Here is an 18,738-nt window from a genome sequence, read left to right as displayed (position 1 = left end):
CATCCGTGCCGGAAAGGCTGTTTGCATGCCGCGATACAGGCTTGGCGACGTCGACATCTGGTTCGGTACGGCGGACGCCCCGGCACCCGCGGGTATCGAACACACGGCTGCGCCGGGCGTCACCGTCGGGATCTCCGCGAGCGCGGTGGACCCAGTCGTTCACCTGCGCTATCGCCGGCAGGGTGGCCCGTGGCAGCGCCTCCGGCTGCTGCACAGTCACAGCGGGAACGAGGCGGCGTACTACACGGCGACGTTCCCGGCGCTGCCCCCATCGACTTTGATCGAGTACGAGGTGTACCTGCGGTGCGCCGGCGCTCGGCCACGCCCGGAGTTGCGGGCGGGCGAACGTGCCTCGTTCCAGGTGCTGCCACGCCCGGCGGAGACGCCTGCCGAGCTGCCGGCGCCACCGCCCCTTGAAGGGCCGGCGCCGGTCGGGGCACCGATGCCGGTGATCCGGCCGCAGATCTCTGGTCCGGCCGTGCCGGGCACGGTGGTCGCACCCGCACTCTGGAGTGACACGACCGCCATCGCCATCGACGCCTATGCGGACGATCAGCTGCAACGGCACGTCGGCAGCGCGGTCATGGACGGTGACGGCCGGTTCCGGTTGGTCCTGGACGGCGCGCCCGAGGCGGTGTGGTTCTCCTGGCGGCACGGCACCGACCAGGGCCGAACGCCGCTCCTGCAACCCTGGCGGCCCGGCGCCCCGCTGCGCGTGCACGCCTATCGGAGCGGTCCCGACCAGCGGGCCGGGTCCACGTCGATCGACGGCTTCGTGCGGTTGGCCGACGGCCGGCCGGTCCCGGGCGTCCGGACCTGGCTCGTCGAGGTCACCTTACGAACGACGCAGGTCCTGACCTGGTCGGTCACCGACGACACCGGGAGCTGCACGCTAACCTACGATACGGCCGCCCTGCTCGCCGCCCGCTCCCCTGATCTTCGGATCGTCGTGTTCGACGAGCATGAGACGCCGCTGGTGGAGAGCCGGGCACCGATCGTGGTCCTGCCCGCCACCTCGGTGGGCGCGCCATCGCTCTACGATCGCGTCCGGCGCTCGGTGTACGACCTGCTCGGCGGGCCGGGTGCCGCTCCCGCGGGCGAGCTCACCGCGGACGACATCGCCTATCTCGCCGAGCGCACGGCAGTGCCGGTCGAGACCCTCGTCAGGTACGCCGAGACCCCGCGCCTGGCCGAACGGCTGGGCATCGACGAGGCCTCGGCATTCGCCCTCGCCGCGACCCGCGGGCCGACGATGCCCGCCGAGGCCCTGCGCCAGGCCGTCGAGCGTGGCGACGTGTCCCGCTCGGTCCTGTCCCACGCCGCCGAGACGCAGCGCACCGCCCTGCATGCGCTGCGCGGGGAGACCGCGGCGCGGGACTTCGGCCGAGGCTCGCTGGCGGACCTCCTCGCGCTCAGGGTCGATGACGCGGATGCCCGGCACACCCTCGGTGCGGACCTGCTCGACCCGGCCGGTCACCCGGACGCCGACCCCGCGCTGCGATTCCTCCTCGACGTCACCGACACCGCGGGCCTCGACGTGGATCTGGCGCGTGCCCTGCATCGCCTGTTCGACGGCCGCGAGATCCGGTCGTCGGCGGACCTCGCGGGCTGGACCACCGAGCAGTGGGAGACCTGGCTGCGGGACGCCGACGTGCCGGGCACCGCCGGTCCCGGGCTGCGTGGCTATGCCCGGCAACTGCACCGCCGCTTCGAGCAGCGATTTCCCGACCGGGTGTTCCGCGCCCTGGTCGAAAGCAGCACACCGGCGAAGGCGTGGGCCCGCCGGACGCGGGACTTCCTCGACCGCCACCGCGATTTTGACATCTCGGCACCGCTGCGCGACTTCCAGGCGCAGCATCCGCACGCCTTGCCGGCAGCCGCCGGTGCCGACGTCGCCGCGACCCTCCGGGCGGTGCAGCGACTGACCCCGGTAGCCGGCTCGCTGATCCCGGCCGCGCTGCTCCTGGACGCCGGGCTGCGCTCTGCCTCGAGCATCGTTTCCCTCGGCCGCACGGAGTTCGTCCGCCGTTTCACGCCCGCGTTCGACGGCGACGACGCGGACGCAGCAGCGGCGTACGGCCGGGCCCGGCGCCGGGCCGCGCTGGCCAGCTACACCCATGCGGCGCTGTCCAACGACTTCCACCGCGCCTGGTTCGTCGCTCCCGAACGCACCGGCCTGACCGACCGGCAACGCCGGCAGGCGGTCGACGAGTTGGGCCTCGGCTCGCAGACCGACCTCGAACTCACCTGGGACCGGCTGTTCGGAGCATCGCAGCGGTCGTTCTGCTCCTGCAGCGACTGTCGCAGTGTGTTCGGCCCGGCCGCCTACCTCTTCGACCTGCTGGTGTTCCTGCGCCGGTTCACCGCCGATCCCGACGCCGGCGGCGAGTCGCTGCTCACGCACTTCGCCGCCCGCCGTCCCGACGTCCCGCTGGTGCGCCTGAGCTGCGCCAACACCACCATCGAGGTCCCGCACATCGACCTGGTGAACGAGCTGCTGGGTGACCTCGTCGCCGCCGCCGAGCCGCCACCCGACGACACCCCGGTGGACGAGTGCGGCTGCCGGGACGACGAGGAGCCGCAGGAGCCACCGATCCCGGACGACCAGGGGACGCCGTCCTCGGACGCGTGTGCCGCACCGGAACGCGAATCCGCCGGGACCTCCGCCGAACGCCGGGCGCTGCCGCAGAACGAACCCGGCGCCACGGTTCTCGCACGGCTCAGCGGCGCCACCTATCCGTGGCCGCTGCCGTACGACTATGCCCGCGACCGGGCCCGCAGCGCCCGCGACCAGCTCGATCCGCCCGGCCAGGACCTCGCTCTCGACATCTGGCGATTCGCCACGTCCGCGCCAGACGCCCCGGACGATGCCGCGATCCGGGCGCTCGCCGCGCACACGCTCGACCTCGGCCCCGCCGAATACCGCCTCCTGGTACGACCTCCGCACCGGATCGCGGGCAGCTGGGGACCCGAAGTTGCGGCGGCAGCCGTCGCCGGAACCGGTCCGAGTGTCGCCGCGCTCGAACGGGCGGGAGTCCCCGACTACGCGACCCTGGAAGCCGCCCTCGACACGCGCTACGTGCGCGCACCGGACGCGGCGTCGCCCGCGTCGATCGCCCTGCTCCCCCTGGACTCCTGCGATCTCGAGACGCTGCGACTGGTCGTCGACCGGCCGCATTTCTGTGCGGTGCTCCAGCGGTTGAGCCAGTTCGAACGGTTGCGACGGCACCTCGGGTGGACCGCCGAGCAGCTCGACGAGGCACTGCGCTGGGCCGGACCCAGACTCGAGCCGAAGACCCTCGACGCGCTCGGGCTGCTGCGGTTCCTGCAGCTACGCCTCGGCCTGGGCCCGGACGTCCTGCTCGCCCTGTTCCGGGATCCCGAGCCGACGCCGCCGGTGACACTGCGAGCCCGGGGCGCGCGCTCACCCTTCGAGGCCCTCTTCGGCTCGGCAACCTTCGACCCGCCTGATCCGGGCACCTACGGTGTCGGCGGCGGCGAACTGGCCGATCTTTTGTCGGCGCAGATCGACCAACGCGTCGCCGCCGGCCTCGACGCCATCCGTGTCGCCTTCGCCCGCGGCTTCGTCGCGGAGCTGAGCGGCCCGGCCGCCATCATGGCGGCGCCGGACCCCGCAGCCGCGTTCCGCAGCTCTGTCTCGGCGGTGTTCCGGGTGGCCCGGCTGGCCGACGCGCTGCGCCTGTCGACGGACGAGCTGGTGGATCTCATCGATCTGCAGGGATTGCGGCCGCTGCCCCGCCAGGGCGACAGCATGAGCCCCCAGGAACGGCTGCGGGACGCCGTGGCCCTGGTGGATCTCGCCGAACGAGCGGGACGCTGGCCGCTGGAGATCGCCGAGGCCCGGTACATCGTCACGGCAGATCCGGCACCGCCGCTCTCGCCCTCGGCGACCCAGGCGGGTCTCGAACTGCTCAAGCTGCACCGCGACCTCACCGCCGCCGACGCGACCGCACAGCCCGGCCCGTCCGACGTCCGCACCGCCCTGCGAGCGGACCTCGCCGAGCTGCTCAGCAACGTACGGCTGGTGACGGCGACCGGCCGCCCGCCTGAATCCGCGGTGGACCGGCTGACCCGGTTGTTGACGTGGAGCGTCGTTCTTCCGCACCTCGAGGCCGAGGCCCGGGGACTGCTGCCGGCGGCGGTCACCGACGGATGGGAACCGCAGCTGTACACCGCCGCCGAGCACGCCGGGGCCGCATCGGCATGGACGGCGGCGCTCGACAGCCTCGCAGATCCGCTGGCGGTGTGGCTGCAGCAGGAGCTGCGTGCCGCGGCACCGACGCCTGGCGCCGGCGAGGTCCCCGCGTCGCCGACGATGACCTTCATCGCGGTGGTTCAGGCCCTTCGGGGCATCGCCGCCGTCACGATCAGCGGTCCCGGCACGGATGATCTCACCGTGCTCGCCGACGCCCTGCGGGCCTTCGCCGCACCCAGCGGCGTCGTCCTCAGCGACCCCGACGCGCGGGCATGGGCGGCCCGATGTCGCGACGATGCGGTCGCTCACCTGGCCCAGCGGCTCGACGACTGGCAGCTGCTGGCGGCACGTCGTGTGCGGCCACGGCTGCTGGCGGCCCGGCGGCGGCTGCGGTCCGAGCAGCTCGTGGTGCAGTGGGTCATGCGTACCTTCCTCGTCGAGGAGGGCACCGCCACCATGCTCCTGCATCGCCTCGGCGATCCCGCCGACCCGGCTCGTTCCCTGCTGCGCGCGATGGTCGCCGAGGACGGGTCGACGCCACGGCTCGCCGAGTCCTTCACCACCGCCCGGTACGCCGACGTGCCGGCCGTCGGACCGGTCCCGGCTCCCGGTGCCGAAGCGGTTGAGGCAGTCCGGGAGCGGCTGGAGCCGTCGCTGTCCTTCGACTGGTCCGCCGTCCCACCGCCGACCGCCATCGACCCCGCGAACTTCAATGTGGTCCTGAGCGCGGCCGTGCCGATCGCCCGGCTGCGGACCGCGGGGCAACCGGTCCGGCTGCTGGTGGAGACGGACGGACGGGTGCAGGTCAGCCTGCGGGCCGGCACGGTCACCCGCGTCGTCCTCGACGGCGACGCCGCCGGCCGGATCGGCCGGCTCGACGCGGACCGCGCCGAGCTCAGCAACTTCCTCACCGAGCTGGGATCCGCCCCGCCCGGCGTCGTCACGCTGCGGATCAGCTACACCGGCCGGTCGGACACCGGTGCCGCAGCCGGTCAGCCCGGCGCCCACTGCCTGCGTGTGTTCGTCTCGTCGGGCAGCGGCTCGTTCGACGACCTCCGGCCCGGCACCCTGACCGCCGGCCTGCTGCGTCTCGACAAGGCCGCACGACTGGTCCGCGGCGTGCGACTTCCGACGTCGGCCTGGACCGCGTTCGCCGCACCGGCGGACGCCACCCGCCGCATCGACCTCAACACGCTGCCGCTCGAAACCGGCACCTGGGCCGTCCCCTGGCGCCGGCTGCTGGCGCTGGAGGAACTGTGGAAACGCCAGGACGGTGTCGAGGCTCCGGCGCGGTGGCTCGCCCTGGTGACGGGTGGGCAGGTTCCCGTCACCAGCCTGCCGAGCCTGCTCAACCTGGCGCCGCAGGAGGTCGACGGAGTCCTGAAGCTGCTCGGTGCCACCCCGGCGGACGACAACGTCGCGGTCGTCGCCGGCACCGACTGCGTGTACCTCGTCGACGCGTTGCACCTGGCGGATCGAGCGCGCCGGATCGGCCTGCCCGTGCGTGCGGTGGCACGCTGGACCACCGCGACCGCGGACGAGATCTACCAATGGTCGCTGGCGGCACTACGGTCCCGATATCCGGAGGACGAGTGGCTGGCGGCGGCCGCCCGGATCCACGATCCCGTACGCGAACGCCTCCGCGACGCTCAGGTCACGTGGCTGACCACCCGCGCCGGGACAGCGGCCTTTCCGTCGGCCGAGGCAATCAGTTCGCACCTCTTCACCGACGTGCAGATGACGGCCTGCATGCCCACCTCACGCATCCAGTTCGCGTACGCCGCCGTGCAGCGCTTCGTCGACGCCGCCCGGCTCGGTTACGACATCGGACCGGCACGCGGTGACCAGCAGGACTCGTTCGACCGCGAATGGGACTGGCGGCGGCTCTACCGGTTGTGGGAGGCCAACCGCCGGGTGTGGGTGAACCCCGAGAACTGGATCGAACCCGACGTCCGGCCGGACAAGACCGCGCTCTTCCGCAGACTCGAAGAGGATCTGCTGGCCGGTCCCCTCACCTCGGAGTCGGCCGAGCAGGCACTCGCCGGTTACGTCGCCGGACTCGTGGAGGTCGCCCGGCCGGAGATCCTCGCGATCGTCGACCAGCAGGAGCTGATCGACTTCGACTCGCCGCTGGGATTCCGCGATCCGGATCTGCGCGGCACCCACGTCTTCGCCCGCAGCCGGACCCTTCCCCAAAAACTGTTCTACCGCCGTCGGCTGCCGCATCCCGATGGCCGCTGGACGGCGTGGGAGCAGCTCGACATCGAGCTCGAAGGCTCGCATTACCTGGCCGTGGTCGCGTTCGGACGGCTCCGGCTCATCTGCGCGCAGATGGCTGCCGCCTCGACCGCCGAGCAGGACCGGTGCGAGCCCGGCACGACCGACGCCGACTCACCCACGTACGAGGTCAGCCTCGCCTGGATCGACCGCAGGCACGGGCGCTGGTCCGCAGTGTCCCGCAGCGACCGTTTCCGGTTCACCGTCCCGCTCGACGATCCGCCCAGCGGCGAGCAGCTGTGGACCAAGTTCCCGGCCAGCCAGTTCCCGACGGTCGACATCGACCCCACCGACCGGATCAAGCGCATCGGGGTGCAGGTCTTCTGGGGCCCGGACGGCATCGAGCAGGACAGCCGGCTGACCGCCGCGATCGTCGACACCAGCGGCGGGGCCGACGCGGAGATCGGCTTCCTCAAGCCCACCGACGGCTACTACAGGACCAACGGCTGGTGGCTGTTCGCCAACGACATCCCCAGTCGGATCGACGCCGAGCAGATCACCCGGGTCAAGCTCATCTGGGAGCCGCGGCTGTTCGCCGGGTCGAACGACGACGTCCACCTGACGCGGTTCATGGTCTACTTCCGCGACGGCGCCGGGCACCTGCTGCACTCCTCGTCCGTCACCGCCGGGACCGGACGCGAGGCGAACGGTAATGCCAATTCGCTGACCATTCCCTTCACGATGGTCTGGAACCGGACCTTCGAAGGGACCCTGGACAAGCCCATCGATCTGGGCGCCGTCTCGCCCACGGTCAGCAACTTCGACATCGACTACGACCTGTTGCCCCGCACGGTCGACCTGTCGCACGCGGTGCGGATCGAGGCGAGAAGCACCGACGCCGACTCGCTGACCATTGAACTGCATTCCACCAACCACACCAGGACCGGTCGGATCCGGCCGCGATTCCGGCTCAAGCCGGACGTCGTCACCTGGATGCCGGAGGTCAAGGACCGCTGGCCGAGTGGCTGGGTGACCGGAGACGAGCTGTGTTTCCCGTACCACACCGTGCCGCAGCCGGTCAGCACGCTCCGGCTGTTCGCCGACGGAACCGTCACTCAGGAGTCCGCATCCACCGCGGACCCGGGCCAGCACCCCGGCACCGTCCCCGAGGGCCAGCTCATGGTCTCCACGGCCCCCGACGGCCACCACCGCGTCCACGGCGATGACCGGATCCTGGCCCGGACCCCCGGGCCTTACCAGCTGAGCGTGCCCCGGGACGTGAGCGTCTCCGGCGGATCCACCCCGAAGATCGTGGACGAATCCTCCGCGGCCGCCATCGGGAGGACCCTGTTCGTCGAACGGGCCGGGAACGGCACGCCGACCGGCCGGCCCGCGGCCGCCGGGGACCTACCGCCCACCCTGAACTCCCTGCGGCTGGCCCTGACCGGGAAACCCCTGCCGATGGTCACCAGTTCGCGGCCCGGCCCGGGCGGGACGGGGTGGGTGCCGGACCTGATCGAGCCGGCGGACGACCCGGCCGGGTGGAGCTTCCGCTCGTTCTGGCATCCGCACGCCACCGGATTCCTGCGCGTCCTGGAATCCCGTGGGACACCGCGGCTGCTGCGCTTCGAGAACCAGGAGCTCACCACCGGATCCGATCTGGACACCGCAGAGGTGGACTTCTTCGCCTCCTATCAACCGACCCAGAGCGTCAGCCTGCCGTGGCCGCGCGCGGACGTCGACTTCTCGGTGGACGGCGCGTATGCCGACTACAACTGGGAACTGTTCTTCCACGCCCCGCTGCTGATCGCCCAGCGACTCAGCGAGGCGGGCCGCTTCGAGGAGGCCGAACGGTGGTTCCGCTTCCTGTTCGACCCGACGAAGCTGCGCCCCGGTGCCGCCCCGTGGGAGGCCTTCCAGACGAAACCCCTGCGTGAGGCGACCGTCCAGCGCGTCCAGGACATGCTCGACCTGCTCCTGCACGGAACCGTCAGCCCCGAGTTCGAGGCGCAGATCGAGCGGCTGAACCGATATCCGTACCAGCCGCATCTCATTGCCCGGGGCCGGGTCTCGGCGTACGCGATGGCCCTCGTCATGCGCTACCTCGACCACCTCATTCGCGAGGGCGACGCCTTGTTCCGCAGTGCCTACAACGGCGACAACCGGACGAACCTGGAGATCGCCTCCACCCGGTACGATCTCGCGGTCCGGTTGCTCGGTGAGCGCCGCGAGGCTCTGCCGGAGCGCACGAACGCGGGCGCGGCGTCCTGCTTCGCGAGCCTGGCCGACGAGAGCGAGACGCCGGCCGAGCTGTGGGATCCCGTCATCGAGGTGGAAAGCAGCCTGGGCGGCCAGGATCTGCCGGACGATCCGCTGCCCCACGACGGAGCAGGCGTTCCGCGGTTGTACTTCTGCGTCCCGCACAACGACAGGTTGGCCGGCTACTGGAGCGTGCTCGCCGATCGGCTCGTGAAACTGCGCAGCTGCCGCGACATCGAGGGGGTGAGCCGTGCGCTGTCCCTCTACGGCCGCCGCATCGATCCGGGCCTGCTGGTCCAGGCCACGGCCGAAGGACTGGATCTGGACGTGTTGCTGGGCCGCCTGTCCGCGCCGGCGCCGGCCTTCCGATTCCGGTCCCTCGCGGCCCGCGCCAACGCCGCATGTGACCGCGCCAGGCAGTTCGGCGACGCGTTGTTGTCCGCCATTGAGAAACGGGATGCCGAAGAACTCGGCCGGCTGCGCGGCAAGCACGAGATAGCACTGCTCGAGGCCGGCACGGACCTGCGCGCGGAGCAACTGCAAGAGGCCGAGGCGTCACGCGATGCGTTGCTGCGCAACAAGGAGAACGCCGAACGCCGCCAGGCCTACTACGCCACGCGGGCCCGCGTCAGTCCCGGCGAGAAAGCGGAGGGGCGTGCGCTCACCGCGGCGGGCGTGAGCGACACGAAAGGCGCGGCCGCCGCACGCGCGGCCGCCGACTGGGCGTGGGTACCGAGTGTCGAACTGTTCGCCGAGGGCGGCGCCGGATATCCCGGCGGCGCGTTCGTCCGCGCCGGCGGCGTCAGCAGATACACCGTCGGAGGCCAGACTCTCGTCCAGGTCCATCGCAACAACGCCGAGGCGCAGGCGGCCGACGCCGCCGCCGGCCGGGTGGAAGCCGCGCAACTGGGACGACAGGCCGGTTTTGACCGGCGCGGCGAGGAATGGCAGCACCAGGAGGCGCTCGCGTCCGGAGACATCCAGCAACTCGACCGCCAGGTGACCGCCGCGCAGATCCGGGTCCTCATCTGTGAGCTCGAACGCGACAACCAAGGCGTCCAGCTGGACAACGCCAAGGCCACCGACGCGTTCATCCGCGACAAGTTCTCCAACGCCCAGCTCTACCGGTGGACGGAGAGCCGGCTCACCCAGCTGCACTACCAGCAGTACCGGATGGCCCACGAGCTCGCCTCGCTGGCCCAAGCGGCGTTGGTGCGGGAGCTCGGCCTGGCGGACCAGCCTCCGGTGCCGGACACCTGGAACCCCACCCATCGGGGCATCGGCGCCGCCGCCGACCTGGCCGTGGAACTGGAGCGCTGGGAACGGCAGTACGTGCAGGCCTGGCGGCGCGAGCACGAGAAGACCAAGCAATACTCGTTGGCCGAACGCCAGCCCCTCGCCTTGCTCGAACTCGTCCAACGCGGTGAGTGCACGTTCCAGATCCGCGAGCACGAACTCGACGAGGACGAGCCTGGCGACTACTTCCGGCGGCTGCGCACGGTGGCGCTCGACGTCGCGTGCATACGCGGCTCACACACGCCGGTGAACGCGCGCCTGACCCTGCTGCGCTCCTCGATCCGGCTGGCGCCCCACACGGCATCCGACGCGGCCGCATACCCACGCGAGGAGGGTCCCGCCGGCGCGGGCGACGAACGCTTCCGCGACGATCCGGGCGGCAGCGAGCACATCGTTACGAGTTCGGGAATCGCGGACGACGGGTTGTTCGACAACGGCGACGGCGGCGAGGCCCTGCGTCCCTTCGAAGGCAGCGGGGCGATCAGCGTGTGGCGGCTCGAACTCGATCCCGCGACCAACCACTTCGATCGCGACACCGTCAGCAACGTGGTCGTTCGTCTGCAGTACACCAGCCGAGCCGGCGGGGAACTCGCGGCCGCCGCGGCCCGGGAGGCGCGCGCCGTCAGGCTGGCGGCGCGCCCCGAGGTGGTCATGCTGCCGCTGGACCTCCTGGACAGCAGCGAGTGGCACCGCTTCGTCGCCGCGGGCGCCGATGGCCACGACCTCCGGATCAGGATCGAGGACCGGCATGTCCCCTACCGGCTGCTGCCGGTGAACCGGATAGTCGGAACCGACCTGTACTTCGCTCTGCCTGCCGACGAGGACCTGCGCATCGAAGGGGCGGCGACCGTCGGCGCCGTCACCGAACCCGCCGAACTCGGACCTCGTGCGGACGATCGCCGGCCGCCGCTGCCGATCCGGCGGCTGAGCCTGCGGGAACCGCTGCGTTTCGGCGTGGATCGGCGGATCCGTCTCGGCGCCGGAAGCGGTGTGCCTCGCCGTGGATGGCTGGCCTGCTGGGTGAAGGCGCCGTGACCGCCCCGGCGCGCGTCGGGCCTGGCACCGGCGGAACCCGCCCACGAACCGCCGCTCCGACGGCACCGGTGGTGTCGCTGCCCAAGGGGGGCGGCGCGATCCGCGGCATCGGGGAGAGCTTCGCGACCGACCCGGCGACCGGGACCGGCTCGCTCAGCGTCCCCGTCGCGACCTCGCCCGGCCGGTCGGGATTCGGTCCGGACCTCACGCTGACGTACGGCTCCGGCGCGGGCAACGGCCTGTTCGGCTTCGGCTGGAACTTGGCGCAGCCGGCCGTCAACCGCAAGACGGACAACGGGCTGCCGCAGTACCGGGACGCCGAGGACTCCGATGTCTTCACGTTCGGTGGCGAGGACCTCGTGCCCGCGTACGCCAAGGACGACGACGGCGACTGGATCCTGGACGCCGTAGGCAACCACGTCTTCGACCAGGTCGAGCGGGACAGCTGGACGGTTCGCCGGTACCGGCCCCGCCGGGAGTCGACCCATACCCGGATCGAGCGCTGGACGTCGGCCGCCGGTGACGTGCACTGGCGCTGCGTTAGCGCGGACAACGTGACGTCCGTCTTCGGCACGGACGACAACTCCCGGATCGCCGACCCGGAGGCGGCCGCGGCGGGCGCACCCGCCCGCGTCTTCAGCTGGCTCATCAGGGCGTCCTACGACGATAAGGGCAACGCGATCAGCTACGAGTACTGCGCCGAGGACGGGCGTGGGGTTGACGTCGGCAGGGCCTGCGAGGCGCGGCGCTCCGACCGCTCCCGCGCGGCCAACCGCTATCTCGAGCGGATCCGGTACGGCAACCGCACACCGAACCGCGACCCGAATTGGATCAGCACGGACCCGCGGCACCTGACGGACTATATGTTCCAGGTGGTGCTCGACTACGGCGAGGGCCATTACACCGAGTTGCCGTCCGACAAGGACGGACGGGAGTTCGCCGCGGCCTCCCCCGAGCCGGTAGGATCGCCGCCGTGGCCGGTGCGGCTGGACCCGTTCTCGTCCTACCGAGCCGGCTTCGAACTCAGGACGTACCGCCTGTGCCGCCGGATCCTCATGTTCCACTGCTTTCCCGCGGAGCTGGGCGTCAAGGACTACCTCGTCCGGAGCACGGAATTCAGCTACGCGCAAAGCCCCGTCGCGTCCTTCCTGGTCGGCGTCACCCAGTCGGGTTTCACCCGGGCGCCGGCCGCCGACGAGCCGGCCAGATATCGCAAACAGTCACTGCCGACGCTCGAACTGACGTACAGCAGCCTGCCCGACAGCCAGGACCTGGCAGGGCGGGCGGTCCAGTACGCGGACAGCGGCACCATCCCGGGCGCCGCCGTACCCATGCTCGTGGATCTGGATGGGGAGGGAGCCGCGGGTCTGCTCGTCGAATCGAGTGGTGAGTGGCTCTACCGGCACAACCTCAGCGCCAACAATGCGGTGCCGACCGGCGACGGCGTCGTGGCGGCGCGGTTCGGCCCGGTCGAACCCGTCTCGACGCGGCCGGCGCACAGTCTCGGCGCCGGCCGCCGGCTCGTCGACGTCGCAGGCGACGGCACGGTGGATCTGCTGGTGACGGACGACGGCACGTGGGGATACTACGAACGCAGCGGCGCGGCCGGCTGGGCCGCCTTCCACCCCTTCGGGGCACGGCCGAACCTCGACGCCCGCGACCGCGGCGTACGGCACATCGATCTCACCGGCGACGGCTCCACCGATCTGCTCATCGCCGAGGACGAGGCGCTCGTGTGGTATCCGTCGCTGACGCGGGACGGATACGACGCCGCCCGCCGGGTTATCGACGCTTGCGACGCGGAAGCCGCCGCGACGTTGCTGTATCTGGACGACGCGGAGGCGACCTTCCTGGCCGACTGCTCCGGCGACGGACTCACCGATCTGCTGCGGATCCGCAACGGGGAGGTCGTGTACTGGCCGAACCTCGGGTACGGCCGCTTCGGCCGCAAGGTCGTCATGGACAACGCGCCGTGGTTCGACCGGCCGGACCTGTTCGACCCGCAACGGCTCAGGCTGGCCGACGTCGACGGCTCCGGTGCCACCGACATAGTCTATCCGGCCCACGACGGCCTGCGGATCTTCCTCAACCAGTCGGGCAACGCCTGGCGCGATCCGGTGACGCTACCGCAGGTCACCGCGCGGGAAGCCGCGCGATCGCTGGAGGTCGTGGACCTCCTCGGCCAGGGCACCGCCTGCGTCGTGTGGACGCCACGGTCACCCGAGGCCGGCCGGCCTGCACTGCACTACATCGACCTGCTCCAGGGCCGTAAGCCGTATCTGCTGACCCGGGCCGACAACAACCTCGGCACGCGGACGAAGGTCCACTACTCCTCCTCCACGCGGTTCTACCTCGACGACCTGCTCGCCGGCCGGCCCTGGATCACCCGGCTGCCCTTCCCCGTCCAGGTGATCGATCGGATCGAGACGCACGACCTGGTCACCGGCAACCGCCTCGTCAGCCGCCACACCTACCACCACGGCCACTTCGTGGAGCGGGAGTTCCGGGGCTTCGGGATGGTCGAGAGCTGGAACGCCGAACAGGTCACGTCGTCCTCCCGCGACGTGCCGCCGGCACACACGCGTACCTGGTTCCACACCGGTTACCACGCTGGCGGGCAGCACGTCTCCGATTACTACGCGGGCCTGCTGGACGCCACGGACACCGGCGAGTACTACCGCGAACCCAGCGCGACCGACGCGCAAGCGCGATCGCTGCTCCTCGCGGATACAGTGCTGCCCGGCGACCTCACCGCCGCCGAGGAACGGGAGGCCTGCCGCGCGCTCAAGGGCTCCATGCTGCGCCAGGAGACCTACGCCCAGGACGGCACGGCGCGCGCCGCCCACCCGTACGTCGTCACCGAGCAGAACCTGGCCGTACGGATGTCGCAGCCCAGGGGGACCAACGAGCATGCCGTCTTCGCCACCCACCAGCACGAGGCCATCACCTATCACTACGAACGCGAGCCGGCCGACCCGCGCGTGACACACACGCTCGACCTCGAGGTCGACCCGTACGGGAACGTGCTGCGAACCGTCACCATCGGCTACGGCCGGCGGCGACCCGAGCCCGGATTGGCCCCCGAGGAGCAGGCTGTCCAGGCGCGCCTGCTCGCCACGTATACCTACAACCGGGTGACCAACGCGATCGACACCGCACAGAACTTCCGTGCCCCGCTGCCGAGCGAGACCCGGACGTACGAGATCCACGGCCTCGTCCTTCCGCCGGACCAGCCGAGGTTCAGCTTCGAGCAGGTGCTCGCCGCCGCATCGGCGGCAATGCCCGTCGACTACGAGGCAACCGATGCCTCGGCCCAACTCCGGAAACGAACGATCGAGCACATCCGTACGGTCTACCGCCGCGACGACCTCAGCGGCCCGCTGCCGCCGCACACCCTGCACCCGCTGGCACTGCCCTTCGAGACCTACACGCTCGCCCTCACACCCGGTCTCGTGAGTGCCGTCTACGGCGATCGCGTGCCCGACAAAATGCTGCGCGAAGCAGGCTACGTAGCGGGTGCGGAAGACGCGAACTGGTGGATGCCGTCGGGGCGCGTCCACTACTCCCCCGCCCCCGACGCGTCGACCGCCGCGGAGCTGTCCTACGCACGCCGGCACTTCTTTCTCCCCTGCAGGTTCCGCGATCCCTTCCACACCTCCACTGCCCGCACCGAGAGCGTGGTCACCTACGACAGCCATGACCTGCTGGTGCAGGAGACCTGCGACGCCTGCGGCAACAGAGTCACCGTCGGTGAGCGAGACACCGATCCCGAACGGCCCGTTGTCAGGTCCGGGATGGACTACCGGGTGCTGCAGCCCGCACTGATAATGGACGCCAACCGCAACCGGGTCGCGACCGCCTTCGACACGCTCGGCATGGTGGTGGGCACGGCCACGATGGGCAAACCGGAGCAGAGTCCGGCCGCCGGCGACGTCCTGTCGGCGGCCTTCCGGCCGGATCTGGCCCGGGCCGAGATCGAGGCGGTCCTGACCGACCCGCTGGGCCCGCAGGCCGTGGCGGCTCTCGGCAAGGCGACCACGCGCATCGTCTACGACCTGCACGCCAGTCGTCCCGCGGCCGCGCCCCTGGCTGCGCCGATCGCCGCCGTCACGCTCACCCGGGAGACGCACGCCGGCGACCCGGTGTCGGCCGCCGGGGTCCGGATCCACGCCACGGTCAGCTACTGGGACGGCTTCGGCCGGCAGATCCAGCGCAAGGCCCAGGCCGAGCCGGCGCCCGGCTCCGGCGCGACCAGGTGGATCGGCAGTGGCTGGACCGTGTTCAACAACAAGAACAAAGCGGTACGCCAGTACGAGCCCTTCTTCTCCAATACCCATGGTTACGAGGCCGAGAATCTCCACGGCGTCAGTTCGACGCTGTATTACGACCCGATGGACCGGGTGGTGGCCACCCTGTACCCCGATCACACCTGGCAGAAGGTTGTCTTCGGTCCCTGGCGCCAGGAGGACTGGGACGCGCACGACACCGCACTGATTGCCGACCCGGCCCAGGACCCGGACGTGGGCACGCACTTCACCGGGATGCCGTCGGAGGACTACCTGCCCACCTGGCACGCGGCTCGGACGGAAGCCGCCGAGGCCGCACAGCGCTGGCCCGGTCCGCAGCGACAGGCGAGCGAACGACGCGCGGCGGAGAAGGCCGCGGTCCACGCCGCCACGCCGGCGGTGTCGCACACCGACAGCCTGGGTCGGCCCTGGCTGACGGTCGCCCACAACCGGTTCCGATACAGCAACTCACCCCCGCTCGCCACGGCTACCGAGGGGTTCTACCGCAGCAGAACAGACCTGGACCTGGAAGGCAATCCGCGGACCGTCACCGACGCCCGGGGTCGCGTCGTGCTGCGTCACGACTACGACATCGTCGGCAACCGCATCCATCAGGCGAGCATGGAGGCGGGCGAACGCTGGACCCTGCAAGACGTCACCGGCAACGGTATCCGCTCCTGGGACGGCGCGGGGACCATGGAATGGACGGAGTACGACGTCCTGCGCCGCCCGGTGCGCAAATTCCTGAAGTCGGGGGAGGCGAAGGCCCTGATGGTGGAACGCGTCGCCTACGGCGAGTCCGGGCCGGCCCCGGAGACGACAAACGTCCGCACCAGAGTCGTCCAGGTCTGCGACCAGGCCGGGATGGTCACCACGGACCGGTTCGACTTCAAGGGCAACCTGGTGCGATCGCGGCGGCAGGTGGCGCGGGTCTACGACGCCGTCCTCGACTGGTCCGGACAGGTCCCGCTGGAACCTGAGGTGTATACCGTCCGCACCTGGTACGACGCACTCGACCGCCCGGTGCAGGTGATCCCGCCGCACAGCGGGAACCGCGCCGACGTCCTGCAGCACGCGTACAACGCCGGAGGGTTGCTCGAATCGATCGTCACGTGGCTCGGTCTCACCGCCGAACCCACGACCGTGCTCGATCCGGCGACCGCCACCCAGGTCATCGTCAAGGACATCAACTACGACGCGAACGGCCGGCGGGTGTCGATCGCCTATGCCAACGGAGCCGTCACCAGCTACGCGTACGACCGGGACACCTCGCGCCTGACAGAGCTGCTCACCGTGCGCGGCACCGTGGCGCTCCAACGCCTCTCGTACATCCATGACGCCGTCGGCAACGTCATCGAGCAACGCGACGACGCGCAGCCGACCCTGTTCTTCCGCAACAAACGTGTGGAGCCGACGGCGACCTTCACCTACGACGCCGTCTATCGCCTGATCGAGGCGACCGGACGAGAACACGTCGGCCAGAGCGCCTCGTACCGCGACAGCGACCGGATCAGCCTGCCACTGCTCACGGACGGCAACGCGATGGGCCGGTATCTCGAGCGGTATCACCATGACGAGGTGGGCAACCTGCAACTCGTCCAGCATGTGAGCACGGATCCTGCGACACCGGGCTGGTCTCGCGCCTACCACTATTCCGAGCGCAGTCAGCTGCGACCGGCGGACCTCAGCAACCGACTGTCGAGCACCACGGCGGTCGGTGTCGCCGTCGAGCCGTACAGCATCGGCGGCGACGGCTACGACGTTCACGGCAACTTGCTTCGGATGCCTCACCTTCAGGAAGTCCGCTGGAACCAGCGCAATCAGATGCGCATGTCACGGCGCCAGGCGGTAAACGCCTCGGACACAGACGGCGTCGCTCACCACGGTGAACGGACCTGGTACGTCTACGACGCGGCCGGCGAACGCGTCCGCAAGGTGACCGAGTCCGCCCCCGGGACGATCCGGAGCTCGCGCCTTTACCTGGGCGGCTTCGAGATCTATCGGCGAACCGGCACCGGCGCCCTGGTCCGGGAGACGTTGCACGTGATGGACGACGAACGACGGGTCGCGCTGATCGACACGCGCGTGTCCGGGACCGAGCAGGGGGTGCCAGCCCGCCTAGTCCGCTTCCAACTCGGCAACCATCTCGGCTCGGTCAGCCTTGAACTCGACGAACGGGCAGAGGTCATCTCCTTCGAGGAATACACCCCGTACGGCGCCACCGCCTGCCAGGCGGTGCGCCGCGACATCGGCGTGGTCGGCAAGCGCTACCGCTACACCGGCAAGGAACGCGACGAGGAGAGCGGCCTGTCCTTCCACGGAGCGCGGTACTACGCGCCATGGCTAGCCCGCTGGATCAGCACCGATCCGAGCACGACGGTCGACGGGCCCAACCTCTACGTCTACTGCCGCGGAAACCCCATCCGGTACGCGGACCCGGACGGCCATCAGGTCACCGGGCTACCGACGATTCTCGGCTCGGGACGGTACGGCTGGCTGCACACCGTTCCCGGATTCACCCGAGAGCATGTGATCCCGGGCAGCTGGTTGAAATACGTGCTGGAGGCGGAGTACGGATCAGCCGCGGCTGGCGCCGTCGAGGGACGCGTCTATCGCAACGCGTGGACGATGTTACTCGACAATAGCTACGCCGGTCCCAAGACGCGCTTCGACCTCTCCTACGCCGCCGAGCTGCGCAAGCTTGGGCAGAATATCGAGTCCACCGACTTCTACCTGCGGTCCATGCGGCACCTGCAGGCCGGCGGCAGCCTGTCCCCGCAGGACCTGGCCTACTCGCACAACACCGCCGTCCGCGAGGTCGCCACCTTCGTCAAGGCCGAGGGCCAGCTGACGAGCGCGGCCGCCGGCAACAAACTGTCCCGCGACCTGTCCTCCGCGTTGGCACCCGGCACCGGTGCGGCTCCGGTGAGCGCGCCACAGGTGCCGGTCGTGTCCTTCGCCAAGAAGGTGGCCGCGGCGGCACCGCCGGCGCCACAGCCCTCTGCTTGGCGGCAGTTCACCGGCAAGCTGGCGACGGCCCGGAACTGGGCCACCGGCAAGGCGGTCGTCGCCGCCGAGATCGGCGAGAAGCTCAACCGGTTCCTCCAGTTCGGCCTGGCCATCTGGGGCGCCGCCCGGGCCACGGAGAGCCTGACCTCCCAGGACGTCAACCAGCGGCTCAACGTCTACTACACCGCCCGCGACGAGCCGAACGCCGGCGAACGACTGGTGTTCTTCACCGGCGCGCTAGGTATCGGACTGCTCGAAGCGGCCAGCGTGGGCGTCCGGGCCGGAGTCGGTGACGTCGATTGGGGCACCTACGTCGCCAACAGCTACAGCCGACAGGGCATGTCACCCAGCCAGCGTGAGTTCACCGAGTGGGCACGCATCGAGTTCGGCCTGGTGCCGGATCGACGATGAGCCACGCCT

At 70.6% G+C, this 18,738-nt stretch carries 2 protein-coding genes; both read left to right on the top strand.

Annotated features, from left to right (window positions below; all coding sequences use genetic code 11):
* Nucleotides 1-25 precede the first annotated feature (25 nt).
* Complete coding sequence (locus tag Aau02nite_RS35095; RefSeq protein ID WP_212992928.1) at nucleotides 26-11,023, top strand: Tc toxin subunit A-related protein; 10,998 nt, start codon at nucleotides 26-28, stop codon at nucleotides 11,021-11,023.
* 71 nt (nucleotides 11,024-11,094) lie between these two features.
* The gene (locus tag Aau02nite_RS35090; protein WP_212992927.1) at nucleotides 11,095-18,729 is read left to right on the top strand and encodes a SpvB/TcaC N-terminal domain-containing protein; all 7,635 of its coding nucleotides are present in this window, start codon (nucleotides 11,095-11,097) and stop codon (nucleotides 18,727-18,729) included.
* The last annotated feature ends 9 nt before the right edge of the window (nucleotides 18,730-18,738 follow it).

Source organism: Actinoplanes auranticolor, assembly GCF_018332655.1.
In the GTDB taxonomy this organism is placed as follows: domain Bacteria; phylum Actinomycetota; class Actinomycetes; order Mycobacteriales; family Micromonosporaceae; genus Actinoplanes; species Actinoplanes auranticolor.
The sequence above is the reverse complement of the archived record's forward strand: the minus strand, read 5'-3'. Positions and strand labels throughout refer to the sequence as shown.